The organism is Candidatus Methanoperedens sp. (assembly GCA_027460535.1).
GTDB lineage: Archaea > Halobacteriota > Methanosarcinia > Methanosarcinales > Methanoperedenaceae > Methanoperedens.
This window is the reverse complement of sequence record JAPZAR010000023.1, coordinates 37319-53402: the sequence shown is the minus strand read 5'-3', so window position 1 is coordinate 53402 and position 16084 is coordinate 37319. Positions and strand designations below refer to the sequence as shown.

Sequence of the window (16084 nt, the reverse complement as noted above, 5' to 3'; positions counted from 1 at the left end):
AAGCTCATAGTTGTCATGTATTATATGACAACAAAGCATATATATTTTTTGGTCGAAATTCTAATAAAAAGGTTACTGCCTTAGGAAAAATAATTTTTCTTAGATTTTGTTGTCAGAGGATAGGGGTAAAGTTGGGTAATCCAACGAGCACTGATATGTTCTTGTCAAAATACGTACACACTGTGAGATCGGAACATCGATCCAGATGTTCAGGTAAAATGCTATCTTACTTCGATCACTTTATCAAATACCAGACTCTCGAATGGATATACGATGATTTTAACTTCATAGTTGCCTGATTTCATCGTATCAGCAGAACCCTCGATCGAAATAGTATTATTTGTTACGATGTAATTTCCTTTCCCGTTGGTTAATATTGCCGTAATTATCTGGTCGCCAACGCTGAACCCGGTGCTTGAACGCTGGTAATTCGGGGATTCTCCAGCCGGAACAATTGAGATCCACCAGTCCCCAGCCATCAGCGTATCTCCACCCCTGTGCTGGATTTTGATATCCTGAACAGGCGTTTCTGCATTGGATTGGACAGAAATCGAGCATTGCGGCGGTTTTTCATCTGCAGTAGCAAGTCCTGATGATATGGTAAATACTATTATCGAAAGCAGCAGTGCAATTCCAACCATCAGGAGCACTCCCGAGATTGGCGAAACTGCGCTTTCATTTTTTACCGGGCTATCCATCAATCTTATACACAGGTCTGTGATACAATATATTTATGCATATAAATAATAATACTTCTTATGATTATAATCAGATATCATTGGCAGCCATAATGACCGCGACAACATCCGATATTTCGTGATAGCGCACTACCGTTTATAAATCTCTCCGGGATCCAACTAATTATTATTAGGATGCTAATGATCTTCTATCGATATGCCTGATCTTATTGTTTGAATTAGATCACTTGAGTTCGGGTAAAGTTCGGGCAAAGTGATTTAAATATATAAATTCAATAACCTAAGTGGTAAAGAAAAGAATAGGTGGGTTGGGGGGTGGGTTATCTTTCAGGTTGATAATATGAAAATTTCTTGAGATTGAGCAACGACTTCCTTTTATTTTGCTGAAGCCCGCGTCGCTCCCGCCATATCGAAGTAATACTTCAATTTGCAGCTTTGCTCCATCAGCGCCGTAACAAAATAAGCTTCATCCAACTCATTTCCGATCGCGAAGGTGCCGTGCCTGAAAACGATAAGGCCTTTGCGGCCGCGTAAAGCCAGTGCTGTGTTGTCTGCAAGTTCGCAGGTTCCCGGATCACCTCTTACCACAGGGATTTCATGCAGGAAGTGCTGTCCTTCGATATTTATTGGAACGATAACATCTTCTACGAGCAGCGATTCGATAACCGCAAATGGAGGATGGGCATGGATGATCGCAAGCGCCGGGGTATTCTGGTATATAGTTCTGTGCACGACCGTTTCCGATGACGCGATACTGTCAAGGCTTGAAGGCGTCTCAATATTCACCTCCACGACGCTATTTTCGGTTATCTCGTCAAGATCTGCCCCGCTTTTTGTGATGAGCATTTTGCTGCCGGCGCGGAGGCTGATATTCCCGAAATGCGATTCCACAAGCCCGTGATCTACAAGTTTTTTCCCGAATCTGGCTATATCCTGCCACATGTCATTTCCTCTTAAAGAAAAGCCACGAATCCTTACCTCTGAACTTTGTTCTGATCAGCGCATACCTCCCTGCCAGCTTCCTCCCCTTCAATTCAAAGAAAAGTTCTTTCTCCGTCTCTTCATCCATAATGAACTCGCCCTTATCCCAGATGCGCACTGTCCCTGCCCCGTACATCCCTTCGGGTATCGTGCCTTCAAAGTCCGCGTATTCGAGAGGATGATCCTCTGTCTGGATCGCCAGGCGTTTAATTCCTTCTTTATCAGGCGGTTCCTTTGGGACTGTCCATGACCGCAATACCCCGCCTATCGAAAGGCGCAGGTCATAATGCAAATGCCTGGCATCATGTTCGTGCACCACGAAAATATTTTCCGCACTTTCTCTTGCGCTGCCCTTTGGCTCAGGTGTTCTTGCAAAATCCCTCAATTTCCTGTATTCTTCAATCGCCATTGAAAATCACCCAAAAGTAAATGCACTCGGGCAGACCCTGTTCAAAAAGCATATCTCACATCTGGGCTTTTTTGCGACGCATACTTGTCTTCCATGTTGTATGAGCATAAGTGCAAAAATATCCCATTCCATTTTTGGAATTATTTTCATTAAATCTTTTTCGATCTTTTCCGGGTCGGTGTTATTTGTCAGGCCGAGCCTTGCTGCAACCCTTTTCACATGCGTATCCACCGCTATTCCTTCGATTTTACCAAAAGCGCCTGACAATACGATGTTCGCTGTCTTTCTTGCCACACCGGGAAGCGTGACAAGTTCTTCCATGGTCTCTGGAACTCTGGAATTGAAATCATTCACCAGGATCTCACAGAGTTTTTTAATGTTCTTTGACTTGTTCCTGTAAAAACCTGTGGAGTAGATATCTTTTTCAAGCTCTTCCTGCGGGACTTTGATATAATCCAGAGGCGTCCGGTACTTTTTGAATAGCTTCTTTGTGACTTCGTTTACCCTTACATCAGTACACTGGGCAGAAAGAATAGTGGCGATCAAGAGTTCCAGGGGATTTGAATACTCAAGTGCGATTTTTACATCCGAGTAATTCTTTTTTAAGAGTTCAATGATTTCATTAACCTTTTCTTCCACCATATTATACAATTATAAGATGCAAGATAGTTAATACTTTTGACCGGCTGTGGGACAGAATTAAGTGGGGTACAAGTTTAACAAATTATGCCAGAGACCAGTGCAGGTTAAAGCAGTACTAATTCTATCATCCCTTTTTTGTCCCACCGTCCATCCAAACATTCTTTTATCTGCTGAAAATCCTGATTCAGAATTGTTTCTACGAAAATACTGTCCCAGATATGAAAACGTATTATTTACAAAATCTTCCATCGAATCCTTCCATTTCCACGAACCTCTTACCGTGGCATTTTTTCTTGGAATGACATAGACTTTCGCGTCTCCAAATTTATCGACATAAGAAGAAAAGCTATAATATTTGTCAAGCCTCATGCTATCGATTTTTACATCAATCTTCTTTATCATTTCTATAGCTCTATCGAAAGCTTCTTTTTCACTTTTTAAACTCATTCCAAATGCTACATACATCTTTGATTTGAGATCGAGCAACTTGAAAGAATAAACAAAAGCCTTGGTTCCAGAATACTCTTTTACTTTATCTTTTCGTATTTGAGTCTCAGAAGCATAATGCTTTTTTATGGTCAATGAATAACCAGTTCCATCTCCGCATGCATCAATATTCTTAACTCCTTTTTCCCTTAAAATGAGTATGTGAAGATTATGGATCGCCATTTCAACGTCATGATTCGAGTACAATCTTTCTACAGTTTTATAACCGACATCAATTCCTGAAAGGAGAGAAAATAAACCAAGCATTGAAGCCATCATTCTATTGCTTTGTCCTAATAGTTCTTTCAATAAAAGGATAATAACTCTCTGTTTAAGTTCTAAATCTGGAGGTCTTCCTGGGCCTCTATGAATTTCAATATTTATTGATTGATCTATCAATGGTTCAAGATTACGGATTGCTCCTTTAATCCTATTCAACAATTGCTGTTCATAGGTCCGCCAATCTCGTTTATTCTCTACCTTTCTTTCCTTGTATTGCTTTAGTAGAAAATCATCTATGTCTTTTATCCTGTCTCTAATATCATCACTTTTAAGCATAACCCTCTAATGTACCGCAAAGTATATAAGTATTTACATGTATATACTATAACATGAGAGAAATCAAAGCTGTTGCAGGCGGAAAAGTGATAATTAAAGATAATGTTGAAGAAATATATGAGAAAAAAGTTACACCTTATGGAAATGGTGCCAAAATTGATGCTCAAAAAAAGCACATAGGTAAAAGAGTATTTGTTATTGTTCTAAAGGACTAATGGTTCGAATGGAGGGGGTGTCTTTCAATTTTGTCCCACAGCCCTTTTGACCGATATGTATAAATCTCATTAATGCAAGAATTATAATAAAGATAAAGTGGAGGTAAATTAATGGCAAAAAAAGCAAAGTCTAAATCCACTACACCGTCTTCTTCGTGGTGGAAAGAAAGGAGTAAAATAGCGGCAGTGGCAAAAACCACCGGAACAAAACCCCCCAGGGCAAAACCGAAGAAAACCAGGGCAAAGAAGGAAAAGGGTGCGGAAAAAGGTGATATATACTATTGCGAAACATGCGGATGCGAGATGGTATGCATCGAACCCAGCGAGGAAGCGATTGTATGCTGCGGTGAAACGATGTGTGTAACGGTTTAATAATTTTTTTCTAATTTTTTTATTACACCTTTTTTTCTAAAATAGTTTCCAGCTACTCTGAAACTTCAGGCCAGAGAGTTCTTTACATGTAAGTCCCTTCCTCTGTATCAGGATTTTGAAGGTTTCACCCATTTCCATAAGGAGAGTTTTCACAGCAAGCATTTCTTTTATGGAATTCCTTTGGTCGATTTCCTGCAACTTCTTCATGTATTCTTCGATGCCAAGCCCCAATAAGAAATGCACCTGGTCCGTGAATCCACAGAGCTGCAATCCATTCTTATTGCCCCAGCGTGCAAGCGCCGAAAAATTCACATGAGACGTGATATCCTGCTCCCCGATATGCACATATGGATTGTCGCTTGCTGTGTGCCTGTAATAGCACATGAGGGTCCCGGAATTTCTATAATCCTGATACAATTCCCAGGAAGGATAGCCGTAATCAATGGTTATGACAAATCCTTTTGTGAGAATGGAAGCAATTTCTCCGATCCATTTTATCGCATCAAGATTGATCTCGGTCCTGTATCCCTGGGGCAAAACCACACCCATTTCCGCAAGATAATCTTTAAGTTCGCTTGAGGCAGGTCTTAGCGTTTCATAAAAGCGATCGCTATAATCCACGCAGATCTCCATGAGTTCTTCTTCCATCACCACCTGGTGCACGGGAAAAGCATCCACAACTTCATTGGAAAATATGCATCCTCTCATCTTGCCAAGTTCTTCAAGAGAATCAAACCAGCTTACCTTTTCTCCCAATCGCTTCTTCTGTTCTTCCCGCATTGCAGGGCTTTTTTCGATTATGCAATAATTTAAGTCGTGATTCAATTCAGGGTTCTTGCTGAGATAGGTATGAACATCACCTGAAAGGAGCCCTGTTCCTGCCCCCATCTCCACCACAGTGAACTCATTTTTTCCCAATATTTGCCACATCTCCTCGATCTGCCTTCCCAGCATTTCCCCGAAAGCCGGACTCAGGTTGGGACTTGTGTAATAATCTCCGGTCTTTCCTATTTTTTGTCTGGTTGAGGTATAATACCCGAGTCCCGGGTAATATAGGGCCATTTCCATAAAATCGCGGAAGGAAATCGCGCCACTTTGCCGGATTTTTTCTATAATAACCTCTGATAGTGACATTAGCTCGTTATTTATCTGCCGGCATAATAAATCCTGTATATTTTACTAAAACTTAATAGATATATTTTTACATTTATATCTGTGGATATGCTCAAGAAGAAGCTTTCAGGAACGCTTAGAATGAAACCTGGAAGACACCCGAAGATGGATTATTTGGAAAAGTGAACAAAACCCACATTTTATAATTTAACTCTGTTTCTTTTCAACATCTGCGACCTTAATAAACGTCTCAAATGTATTCGTGCCCTCATTTGTGATTTCAATATACGAAGAGCGTCCTTTCCCCTTTTTCACAGCCCATCCCTTTTCTTCGAGTTTCTCAAAAAATTGTCTTTTGGCTTTGGCATATCCTTTTTTAGTGACTTCTTTCCTTTGCCCACGCCCTATTCCAATCGCATCATCTATGAATCCACGTTTCTCAAGCTCGAAGATATACTCTTTCTGGGATATCCGTCCACCTTTATCTGAAAGTATTGCGAGAGCATTGATTAGTTCATCTGGCGGTCTCTCGATAGTGTAGGAAGGTATCTGCAATATCTTATTTACTCCGCTTGTGATACCACAAATTTCTCCACTTTTGATGCCTGGATTCTTAATATTATATTTCTTGGCCTGTGCATAATATGGAATTGCCCCATACATAAGTGAAGCCAATGTACCCGCTATTGCTGATAGTTTACTTCCAGAGGACACATTTATATAGATAAAGTTTCCTGCCAATTTCTCCTTCCTAACAAGTTCACATATTAGAGACATAAGATTTTGAAAATCCCACATAGGGCAACCTATTACCTTGAAATCCTCTACATCTATAATTGTTTTAATTCTGCGTTCGAGTTCTTCAAGATAACGAAGACCAATCTCTTTTTCTTTCTCATCTGTTAGTAAGAATACCTTGTCAGCACCAATCATTTTCAGGGGAAGTTCAATGCGGTCTATCTCAAATCCCATTGGAACAATGTGCACTTTTTTCTGTCCTGTCAATTCCATAATTTATCATATTAGTAACATTATTAACGTTACTAATAAATGTAACGGCGAAAAATTGATTTAGACTGAAAACAATATTTAGTTGAGGGGAAAAAAATAACTGGAAGAAAATTAATATGCCCCCTCTACTTAACTCAAATTTGGATAATAAGGTTTTTAGAATAAGTCGTAAATATATTTTATCAACTATCTGTATAATTTTATCTTTCACTCTATTATTATCTATAATTGGTACTGCTGAAGTTGAAATAAATGCAACTTTAGAGGATAATCTTGTAATTTTGTTGGACTACTCAGGTAGCACTGCTTCGTTGAGACCATATATCCAATCAAACGCCATATATTCCATCCATAATATTGAAGCTGATAGCAATGTTTCGGTTGTGGTTTATGGAGATGGTATTAAAAACTCAAATGTTTATTCTACCAATACTCAAGATAATAGGACAATCCTCGAAAGATTTGTTCGTAATATTACTGGTAAAGAAGGAGATGTAGCCAGAGATAACATTTATGAGGGTTTTGATGAAGCCAGAAAAATACTATATAATTCCACAGGCACGAAACAAATAGTGCTAATTTCTGATGGAAATCTGGATGGAAATACAAGTGGAAAAATATACAACGCTCAATTAATAGAATTAATAAAAGACCTTAAGAAATACAATGTCACAATAAATTTTTATCAAGTCCTTGACACAAATATAAGCCAAACTTTAAAACCAACATGGGTAAGAGAACCCTATAGGGATTTAGGCGATAAAATAAATACTCAAGTTATAGTTCTTAATCAAAGCGAAAAAATACGATTTTTTAAACCAATGGTATATCCTGAAGAATCTCCCGAAGTATCTCCTGAATCATATCGGGGGCAACTTGAAACGGATGAATATCTAAACGAGTTTAACAATAGTGGCGAAACACCTTCAATTACATTTTCGATGAATTATGACCAAAATGAAGCATTGTTTTATGATGGTGAAAGAGATTTGTCTTCTGCACCAAAGATTAATTTTTATTCTTACTGCGACCAAAACCAAACTTGTATTATTATCCCTTTTGATATCCAACAAAGAAAATTTTTTGACAGCCAAACATTGGAGGATGTTTTCAGGAGTAAAAATGCCATTGAATTGGTTAATTCGGGAAACATAACAGAATCAGCCTATATTTTTTCAAATAGTGTTTCTGGTATATTATGCGGTTTTTTTGATTCTGATACTTTCAATGCTGAGAGTACAAATTTATTGGGAAAAGCACTACCATTGATTGAACCAAAAACTACAAAAGCGATAAAAGTATTGAAATGGGGTGGGCTAATATCCGAAGTCGATTATCCAATGTTGTTAGTTTCTGGGGAGTGTAAAATATCAAGTGATGATAAACTTCTTATCGAAATTATTAATGGAGGAAGATATACTTACAGTCTTAAAAAGGGATATGCTTATAATGGTATAACACAAGATTTTCAGATTTACAATAAAGGGATTATGGACGATATTGAGTATAGGAAAAAAGCCTACTTTGGTGTTTTGAGTTTAATATATTTGCTCAATGTAGGTGTTATCGATAATGCAGAACCTATGGTTAAAAACAACAATGTGAAATTGAAACAACTCTTAACCCAAGACTATAAAGAAGATGCAGGATCAGCATCCAACCGAATTAATTACAAATCTGAAGAATCTCAAATTTTTATAAATAACGCCACAAGTGAACTTAATGATTTGAATTCCCAAATCCCTAACTCATTCAGAGAAGTGGTCCTTAATTTTATCGAAGAACCAGAAACGGATTATTCGATGGCGAAATTAAGACAAGAAAAAGCCGATGATTATCTAAATAAAGCAAAAGAAAACCAGGCAGCGTATAAATTTAATAGTGCTAATCAGAATTCAAACTATTCTATGGTTCAATCTAGGGAAGGAATGGTGTTTGCAAATATGGAAAATTCGAAACAAAGGCATCCTAATGAATGGGCATGGCTGTTTGCGGGTACTGCTATTTTATTGATAGTTATCGCAATAATAAAATTGAGTAGTCCGCCATAGCTACATCACCCAGGAAATTATTTCAACTCTACATTTGAAGAATACAGAGCTTGAATAAGACAACAGGAGAACTTGCGGCACATTATTATCGGTATATCTATGAATTTTTGTATGAAATCCTGTATATCTTCCCCGCATTATCATCACTCACAAACAGCGACCCATCCTCCGCAACGACTACATCCACAGGTCTGCCGAGAACGATCCTCCCCTGAAGCCAGCCTGTCGCGAAATCTTTTACTGAAAAGCTGGTCATATTTATGCTCACGATCTTGTAACCAGTAGGTTCCTTGCGGTTCCATGATCCGTGATATGCGACGAAAAGGTTACCTCTGTATTCCTCCGGGAAGCTGTCACCATAATAGAAAGCAAGACCAAGGGGCGCCGAATGTGCCTGGAGGTCTACAAGGCCTGGCATCTCAAATGGTTCCATGCAGGGATTGCGGATATACGTATTCTTATCGAAATCCGCGTCATGGATATTATTGCCGTAGCATATCGGCCAGCCATAGTTTTTACCTTCTTCGATCAGATTGATTTCATCCGGCGGCAGGTCATCGCCAAGCCAATCGCGCCCGTTATCAGTGGCATACAATTTACCCGTAACTGGATGGAAAACAAAACCTACAGCATTTCTCAAACCTTTTGCGAAAACATTGCAGCCGCTTCCGTCAAGGTTGCACCGTGTTATCGTAGCTCTCCTTTCATCCTGTTCAATGCAGACATTGCATGAAGAGCCGATGCTCAAAAATAAGCTGTTATTATGGATTTTGATAGTCCTGGTAAAATGTCCCCCCGTCGGCAGGTTGTCGATAAGGACTTCAAGGGTATTCATGTCAGCGACACTGCCATTTGACTTCACCCGGATCACCCTGTTTTCCTCGGCGATATAAAACCAGCCGTCGAAGTAATCAATTCCATGCGGATTGTTGAGTTTGTCGATAAAAGTAATGACTCCGTCTGCTTTTTTATCATTATTCCTGTCAGGAAGCGCTACAATTCTCCCCTGGTTCGTTATGGTGACAAACAGAACATTATCCTTCAATAACATCATTCTCGGGCCGGGATATGAAACCGGGCTTCCTCCCAGATCACCTGCATAAACATCTATCCTGAATCCCTGCGGCAGGCTGATATTACCTGAAGCACTGGATTTCACGGATGGCTGCAACCCAAAAAGTACGAACACCACGACTAAGAAGATCACAGCAATAAGTCCAGCCAGCATCCATCCAAATCTCATGATCAACTCTTACTGCACATATACCAGTATTGCGATCCGATAACAATTAACGACAACATGACAATCATCTATCCCCCTATGTGATTAAAGGCAGCCCTCTTCTCCCACATCCACCGTTATCGAATCCCCCTCTATCTTAACCGGATATGTCTTTATTCCGCAGGTCTTAATGTGTGACATGAGCATGCCAAGGTACTGAAAATGTTTATTCAGGTCTTCAGGGAATGGTTCATTTCCAAAATTCCGGGGAACCGGCTCACTCAAAACTTCGCCTGTAGTTATATCGAATTGTGAACTGTGCATCGGACAGGTTAAAATATAGCCTTCTAAAGTCCCCATGTCAAGAGGGGCATTCGTATGGCCGCATCTTCTGTTGACGGCATATATTTTTCCATCATAGTTGCACAGAACGATCTCTATTCCATTCAATTCAACAGCCTTCATTCCTGCATGCAATATTTCGCTCATTTTTGCGGCTTTAATGAACATTTGAACCTCTGATCTCATTTAGGGGTATCTGTCTCAGTTCATCAGGATTGGTAACGTCCTTATGTACATAGAGCCCACACCAGCAGCGTTTCATTAAGTCAAAGTGCTCCCGGTGGAAAGGAATGCAGGGACAGACTATTTTCATGTTTTCTTCTCTTTTCCTTGTAAGGCCCTGGCACGGGCAGTATGGGATGCCGTGTTTTCTTTCCAGCAAGACTTCCTGCTCAAGTAAAAAATCAACAAGTTCCCCGTCAGGACTGAATTTATACCCGAGCGGGTCTATTACTCGTTGAAACAGGTATCTTAAGGCCTTCTTTCTTGATTCGGTGTTCATTCCGTTATTTCAACCCCAACAATTCCAGATACTTTTCTGGATTATATCCCACTACTATCATCTCGCCGATTTTTACATACGGAAAAGCGCTGCCCCCGGACCTGGACATTTCATCCATTATTTTCTCCTGCTTTCCCTCATCCTGCAAGTCGTAATCTACATATTCGAATGGAATATTCCTTTCTTTGAAGAACTGTTTTGTTTTCCTGCACCATGGGCATGTGCTGAGAGTATACATGAATATTTTCATAGCTGATTTTCATCTCCTAGTTTTATAAGTATTTTCCCTTCAGACGACTTCCATTCATAGACCGGGATCCTGATTTCCTTTGCATCCAAAAACTCACCTGTTCGGATATCATATCTCCAGTCATGACAGGGACATTCTAATATATAGTCCTTTAATCTGCCACCAGCGAGCGCACAGGCCATATGAGCGCATTTATTAGAGACAGCGTAAATCTCCCCTGCCTTCTTTATAATGAGTATCGGTAACCCTTTCGGAAAAACGGGACTCATGCTATTTTCGTGAAGTTCTTTTTCCTCAATTGCAAATGTCCACATTTTCCCACCCTGGATTAGATTCTTATATCAATTCTTATACTCTATGATATTTAATTATTTGTACGTAATCAGAGGTAAAAATGCCCACAGGAAAAGATTTTGATTTTGAAAGAGCAGGTGATGACGCAAGGGAACTCATCCTTCTCGGCGCCGCCTACAAGGCTGGAATTTTCTCAGCACTTGCTGAGAGCAAGGATATTTCAGCGCTTAAGCAAGAGCTTCGGGCAGATGAGCGCGCCCTGCATATTGTGCTCGAGGCGCTCTGTTCATTGGGATATGTCAATAAGGAAAACAGCAGGTATATCATTGCAGATAAGGCGCGTCCTCTTTTTCTGGAACGCGGCGAGGATTATGTCGGAGGCTACCTTCCTCATTTGATGGACATTCTTGGGACATGGCTTAAACTTCCTGATATTATCAAAGGGATAAAATCTGAAAAAAGTACGCCGCGTGATGTGCCATCTTTTATGCATGCAATGGCGTCCAAGCCTGATGCGTTTGTAGATGAGGTCATAAGCCATTGCCTTGCAAGAAAGAGGGATGCAAAGTACGCTCTTGACTTGGGAGGAGGACCAGGCAAATACGCTAAAGCTTTCATTAACAAAGGCCTGGAGGCAGTCCTCTACGATATGCCGGAAACCATAGATTACGTAGGAAAGGAATTTGGACTTTCCAAAATCCGGAACCTGACACTGAAGAAGGGCGATTTTACAGATAGTGAATTTGTGAAGGATTTTAAGGCAGGATCTTTTGACATCGTTTTCATGGGTAACATATGTCACATCTATTCTGAAGAGGAGAACAGGAAGCTGGTAAGGAATGTCAGGGTGCTTTTAAAAAGGGGAGGGTTGATCGCCATAGAGGATTTCGTGCGCGGAAGGAGCCCGAGGGCAGAATTGTTCGGGGTGAACATGCTGGCGCACACGGAGGAAGGCAATACATGGACCGAGGAACAGTACCGAGCATGGCTTGAAGATGCGGGATTGCACAGCATCGAAGTAGTTGACCTTGATGAGAGGGAAAGCCAGCTTATAACCGGGATAAGATGAGGTTTGCGCTCAAGCTCGCATACCTTGGCACGGGATACCATGGCTTCCAGACCCAACCTGGTGTGCCCACGGTAGAAGGGAAGCTCATGAAAGCGCTGAAGGATAGCGGCGCGGTTAAAAAATCATCAAAAGCAAGATATTCTGCGGCAGGAAGAACAGACCGTGGCGTCCATGCGCTCTGCCAGGTGATAGCATTTGATACGGATAATCCGGAGGCTTCAATGCCCAGGGAGCTGAACAAAGGCCTCAGCGAAATATGGGCATACGCATGGGCGCAGGTGGATCCAAATTTCAATGCAAGGACATCTGCTGTGGAACGGGAGTACAGATATATGCTCTGGGGCAATGGACTTGAGCTTTCTAAAATAAAAGATGCTTCATCGATCTTCCTGGGAAAACACGATTTTCGGAACTTTGCTGATGAAGAGAAAGAAGAATCAACATTTTGCGATATTAGAAGAATCTCGATCCAGGAAAATGGCAGCTGGATTTTTCTTGATATTGCCGCGAACAGGTTCGTGATGCATATGGTCAGGAAAATCGCTATGGGCCTGAAACTAGTCGGAAAGGGTGAAATGGATATAGAAAGGCTTAGAAAAATGCTTGACTGCACTTTGAATGGTAGGCTTGAGCCCCTTGATGCCCGTGGTTTGATTTTGAAAAACGTAGAGTATCCCGGAATAAAATGGAATGTCGATACTCATGCCCGGGACAGGGCGCTGGAGGAGATCCATGATCTTTTTATGAGCCATGAATTGACGGCAAGAATACTGGAGGAAATAGTGGGTGGAATGCGATGAATTCGTTTTAAAAGATTCGTTTAGCGAAGCCAATTGCTCCAGGATTTAAAGCTGTCATATTCGCTGCAGATATTTCCCGGCGGCAAATATCTTGGAAGGCATTTTCTATAGGAAAGAGATAGCTGGAAAAATCAAATATCTCTGCAGATCTAAAAATCCTTATAAAAAGACCAATGGAATCAAAAAGCACCAAATAAGCCTGATCAACACTGCAGTTTGGCCGCTTGCAGCGTATGCTCCATCAGAATCGCTATCGTCATCGGTCCCACGCCACCAGGTACGGGCGATATCAATTTCACCTTCGGCAGAACATCATCAAAATCCACATCCCCGTACACTCTTTCATCCTGCCATGTAATGCCTACATCGAACACGACTGCGCCTTCTTTCACCATATCGGCTTTAATAAGATCGCGCACGCCTGTTGCCACTATGAGAATATCAGCTTCTCTTGTGTGGCTTTTCAGGTCTTTTGTGTAAACATGACAAATCTTTACTGTGGCATTGCGGTTGAGGAGCATGATGGCAGCAGGTTTGCCCACGACGTTGCTGTGACCCACAACCACTACTTCCATCCCCTTTGGGTCGATATTGAATTCTTCCAGGGCCCGAATGATACCTTTGGGTGTGCAAGGCACAAAGCCCTCCCTCCCGATCAGCATCCTTCCCATGTTGAGAGGGTTGAAGCCATCTACGTCTTTCTCGGGAGCTATGCGGGTCATGACGTCGCGCTCATCTATGTGTTTTGGCAGTGGCAATTGAACGAGTATTCCATGTATTTCGGGGCGCCTGTTAAGCTTTTCGATCAGGTCTATTATCTTTTCCTGTTCTGTTTCCTGCGGGAACTTGTGGTCTTCTGACACTATTCCTACGCGTTTGCATGCCCAGTGTTTGAGCTTGACATATAATTTCGAAGGGGGATGTTCTCCCACGAGAATCGTGGCAAGTGCCGGTTTTATTCCATGTTCCTGAATGAACATCCCAACCTGTTTCTTGACTTCTGCCTCAATACCCTGCGCGATTTTCCTGCCATCTATCACGCGGGGATCCGTTACCTCAGGAAGCGGTTCCATAAAAAATCTCACTCGTACGGAATGGGGAACTGACCGCAGAGTTCAAGGATTATTTTTTTGACTTCCTTTAATTTTTCAGCATCATTCATGTTATGGATTATTTCATTTATCGCCCAGGCGATAGTTATCATTTCCGTTTCCTTCATACCGCGTGTGGTCGCGGCAGGAGTACCTATCCTTATGCCGCTTGTAATGAACGGGCTCTTTGTCTCAAAAGGAATGGTATTCTTGTTCAGGATTATTCCGGCCTCACCGAGCCTTGCCTCGGCATCCTTGCCTGTGATGCCAGGTGGGGTAAGGTCAACGAGCATAAGGTGATTATCAGTACCACCGGAGACGAGTTCGTTGCCCCTCGATGTAAGCTCTAACGCGATCTTCTTTGCGTTCTTCACTATTTGCTTCTGGTAATCATTGAAATCGGGGTGCATCGCTTCCTTGAAGGCCACTGCTTTTGCTGCGATAACATGCATTAACGGGCCACCCTGTATTCCCGGAAAAACAGTCTTGTCTATCTGCTTGGCAAATTCCGACCTGCACATTATCATGCCCCCCCGCGGTCCCCTCAGCGTCTTGTGCGTGGTAGTAGTAACAAAATCCGCATAAGGTACAGGGTCGCAATGTATGCCCGCTACGACCAGACCTGCTATATGAGCTATATCTGCCAGCAGAAGTGCATCAACTTCATCCGCAATTTCCCTGAACCTCTTGAAATCAAGCTCTCTTGGATATGCACTTGCACCCGATATTATAAGTTTTGGTCTGTGCTTTTTTGCAAGTTCAGATAGAGTATCGTAGTCTATGGTTCTGGTTTCCCTTGATACCCCATATGGCACGATGTTGTACAGCTTTCCAGAAAAATTGACGGGGCTACCGTGGGAAAGATGTCCCCCGTGCGATAGATCCATGCTCATTATCGTATCCCCGCACTTGAGCATAGCAAGATAAACTGCCATGTTCGCCTGGGAGCCTGAATGGGGCTGAACATTTATGTGTTCCGCTTTGAAAAGTTTTTTCGCGCGTTCTATAGCAAGGTTCTCTGCCGCATCCACGAACTCGCATCCGCCGTAGTACCTTTTTCCAGGATAACCTTCAGCATACTTATTCGTCATCACCGAGCCCTGCGCCTGCAGGACTGCCCGGCTTGCATAATTCTCCGAGGCGATGAGGTTTAATTTATTCCTCTGCCTTTCTATCTCATGTCGCATTACTTCATAAATTTCAGGATCTATTGTTTTTAACGGCATAACGATTCCTTTTTGATAGTTTAAGATTTTATGATTCTCACTTTTCTTCCTTCTATCTGCAATCGATTTTCGACGAATAATTTCACAGCTTCGGGATAAATCTTGTGTTCCAGCGCGAGTATCCTGTTAGCCAGCTTCTCAGCCGTGTCGTCTTCCTTCACTTCAACACATCTCTGAAGGATTATGGGGCCTCCATCGAGAGCCTCATCCACAAAATGCACAGTGCATCCCGATACTTTCACGCCATAATCAAAAGCCTGCTCTTGCGCATGAAGCCCCTGAAAAGCAGGAAGCAGGGCTGGATGGATGTTGAGTATTCGATCCTTGTATGCGTCGAGCAGGGTTTTCCCAATTATCCTCATGTATCCCGCAAGCAGTACAAGGTCAGCGCGATGTTCTTTTATAACCCTGAGGACATCTTCCTCGAACAATTCCTTTGATGCGAATCTCTTTGGATCTATGAAAAAAGATTCAATGCCATGCTTCCGTGCCCTCCCGAGAGCATATGCATATTCATTGTCGCTTATTACTACTGTGATCCGCGCCTTCACATATCCACTATTGATACTATCTATGATCGCCTGAAGATTTGAACCTCTTCCTGACACGAGCACTGCTAGATTCATCACGAGATGCCCTTATACCGCCAGGAATATAATAGGTTTTGGTTTATCTGTGTTTATAAAATTCGGTTAATAGATCATTGGTGCAGCCAATTCGTGCTTTTGCCATCCCCACGGGACAATCGGGTT

Annotated in this window: 20 protein-coding genes; 5 read left to right on the top strand and 15 right to left on the bottom strand. The window is 41.7% G+C overall.

The annotated features are described in order from the left end of the window. Window positions 1-221: 221 nt before the first annotated feature. From O8C65_09830 to O8C65_09810, 5 genes are all read right to left on the bottom strand, one after another. Window positions 222-698, bottom strand: a complete 477-nt coding sequence (locus O8C65_09830; protein MCZ7357222.1) for a type IV pilin N-terminal domain-containing protein — start codon at window positions 696-698, stop codon at window positions 222-224. Window positions 699-1073: 375 nt separating this feature from the next. Beyond that, on the bottom strand, window positions 1074-1640 hold the full coding sequence (locus O8C65_09825; GenBank protein ID MCZ7357221.1) for an aldolase: 567 nt from the start codon (window positions 1638-1640) through the stop codon (window positions 1074-1076). 1 nt (window position 1641) lies between these two features. Next, window positions 1642-2088, bottom strand: a complete 447-nt coding sequence (locus O8C65_09820) for a 3'-phosphoesterase (protein MCZ7357220.1) — start codon at window positions 2086-2088, stop codon at window positions 1642-1644. Between the two features lie 6 nt (window positions 2089-2094). After that, on the bottom strand, window positions 2095-2730 hold the full coding sequence (gene nth / locus O8C65_09815; GenBank protein MCZ7357219.1) for an endonuclease III: 636 nt from the start codon (window positions 2728-2730) through the stop codon (window positions 2095-2097). Window positions 2731-2787: 57 nt separating this feature from the next. Continuing rightward, window positions 2788-3774 (bottom strand): ISNCY family transposase, encoded by a 987-nt coding sequence (locus O8C65_09810; protein MCZ7357218.1) that lies wholly within the window; start codon window positions 3772-3774, stop codon window positions 2788-2790. A gap of 53 nt (window positions 3775-3827) precedes the next feature. On the opposite strand from O8C65_09810, the gene O8C65_09805 reads away from it, so the two are divergent. Continuing rightward, the gene (locus tag O8C65_09805; GenBank protein MCZ7357217.1) at window positions 3828-3989 is read left to right on the top strand and encodes a DUF2080 family transposase-associated protein; all 162 of its coding nucleotides are present in this window, start codon (window positions 3828-3830) and stop codon (window positions 3987-3989) included. A gap of 111 nt (window positions 3990-4100) precedes the next feature. Then, window positions 4101-4361, top strand: a complete 261-nt coding sequence (locus tag O8C65_09800; GenBank protein ID MCZ7357216.1) for a hypothetical protein — start codon at window positions 4101-4103, stop codon at window positions 4359-4361. A 36-nt stretch (window positions 4362-4397) separates the two neighbouring features. On the opposite strand, the gene O8C65_09795 is transcribed toward O8C65_09800, so the two are convergent. Both O8C65_09795 and O8C65_09790 read right to left on the bottom strand, forming a co-directional pair. Continuing rightward, complete coding sequence (locus O8C65_09795; GenBank protein MCZ7357215.1) at window positions 4398-5495, bottom strand: SAM-dependent methyltransferase; 1098 nt, start codon at window positions 5493-5495, stop codon at window positions 4398-4400. Window positions 5496-5681: 186 nt separating this feature from the next. After that, window positions 5682-6485, bottom strand: a complete 804-nt coding sequence (locus O8C65_09790) for a DUF6293 family protein (protein ID MCZ7357214.1) — start codon at window positions 6483-6485, stop codon at window positions 5682-5684. 140 nt (window positions 6486-6625) lie between these two features. Between O8C65_09790 and O8C65_09785 the strand changes: the two genes are divergently transcribed. Next, window positions 6626-8536 (top strand): VWA domain-containing protein, encoded by a 1911-nt coding sequence (locus tag O8C65_09785; protein ID MCZ7357213.1) that lies wholly within the window; start codon window positions 6626-6628, stop codon window positions 8534-8536. Between the two features lie 97 nt (window positions 8537-8633). On the opposite strand, the gene O8C65_09780 is transcribed toward O8C65_09785, so the two are convergent. The 5 genes from O8C65_09780 to O8C65_09760 all read right to left on the bottom strand — a co-directional run bounded on the left by O8C65_09780 (window position 8634) and on the right by O8C65_09760 (window position 11166). Next, on the bottom strand, window positions 8634-9779 hold the full coding sequence (locus tag O8C65_09780) for a PQQ-dependent sugar dehydrogenase (protein MCZ7357212.1): 1146 nt from the start codon (window positions 9777-9779) through the stop codon (window positions 8634-8636). Window positions 9780-9863: 84 nt separating this feature from the next. Beyond that, complete coding sequence (locus O8C65_09775) at window positions 9864-10268, bottom strand: Rieske 2Fe-2S domain-containing protein (GenBank protein ID MCZ7357211.1); 405 nt, start codon at window positions 10266-10268, stop codon at window positions 9864-9866. Next, the gene (locus O8C65_09770) at window positions 10258-10602 is read right to left on the bottom strand and encodes a ferredoxin:thioredoxin reductase (GenBank protein ID MCZ7357210.1); all 345 of its coding nucleotides are present in this window, start codon (window positions 10600-10602) and stop codon (window positions 10258-10260) included. Before O8C65_09770 ends, O8C65_09775 begins: the two co-directional genes overlap by 11 nt. A 4-nt stretch (window positions 10603-10606) precedes the next feature. Beyond that, window positions 10607-10852 carry a glutaredoxin family protein gene (locus tag O8C65_09765; protein MCZ7357209.1) on the bottom strand — a complete coding sequence of 82 codons (246 nt, stop codon included), beginning with the start codon at window positions 10850-10852 and terminating at the stop codon, window positions 10607-10609. After that, on the bottom strand, window positions 10849-11166 hold the full coding sequence (locus O8C65_09760) for a Rieske (2Fe-2S) protein (protein MCZ7357208.1): 318 nt from the start codon (window positions 11164-11166) through the stop codon (window positions 10849-10851). Before O8C65_09760 ends, O8C65_09765 begins: the two co-directional genes overlap by 4 nt. Before the next feature lie 80 nt (window positions 11167-11246). Here O8C65_09760 and O8C65_09755 point away from each other — a divergent pair, with 80 nt between their 5' ends. Next, on the top strand, window positions 11247-12215 hold the full coding sequence (locus O8C65_09755) for a methyltransferase (protein MCZ7357207.1): 969 nt from the start codon (window positions 11247-11249) through the stop codon (window positions 12213-12215). Beyond that, entirely contained in the window at window positions 12212-13015 is an 804-nt protein-coding gene (gene truA / locus O8C65_09750; protein ID MCZ7357206.1) for a tRNA pseudouridine(38-40) synthase TruA, read from the top strand. Before O8C65_09755 ends, truA begins: the two co-directional genes overlap by 4 nt. A gap of 203 nt (window positions 13016-13218) precedes the next feature. On the opposite strand, the gene O8C65_09745 is transcribed toward truA, so the two are convergent. The 3 genes from O8C65_09745 to purN are packed head-to-tail and all read right to left on the bottom strand — an operon-like array spanning window position 13219 to window position 15958. Continuing rightward, window positions 13219-14088: a bifunctional methylenetetrahydrofolate dehydrogenase/methenyltetrahydrofolate cyclohydrolase gene (locus O8C65_09745; GenBank protein MCZ7357205.1), complete on the bottom strand. Its 870-nt coding sequence runs from the start codon at window positions 14086-14088 to the stop codon at window positions 13219-13221. A gap of 8 nt (window positions 14089-14096) precedes the next feature. After that, window positions 14097-15332 (bottom strand): serine hydroxymethyltransferase, encoded by a 1236-nt coding sequence (locus tag O8C65_09740; protein ID MCZ7357204.1) that lies wholly within the window; start codon window positions 15330-15332, stop codon window positions 14097-14099. A gap of 20 nt (window positions 15333-15352) precedes the next feature. Then, window positions 15353-15958 carry a phosphoribosylglycinamide formyltransferase gene (gene purN / locus O8C65_09735; protein MCZ7357203.1) on the bottom strand — a complete coding sequence of 202 codons (606 nt, stop codon included), beginning with the start codon at window positions 15956-15958 and terminating at the stop codon, window positions 15353-15355. Between the last annotated feature and the right edge of the window lie 126 nt (window positions 15959-16084).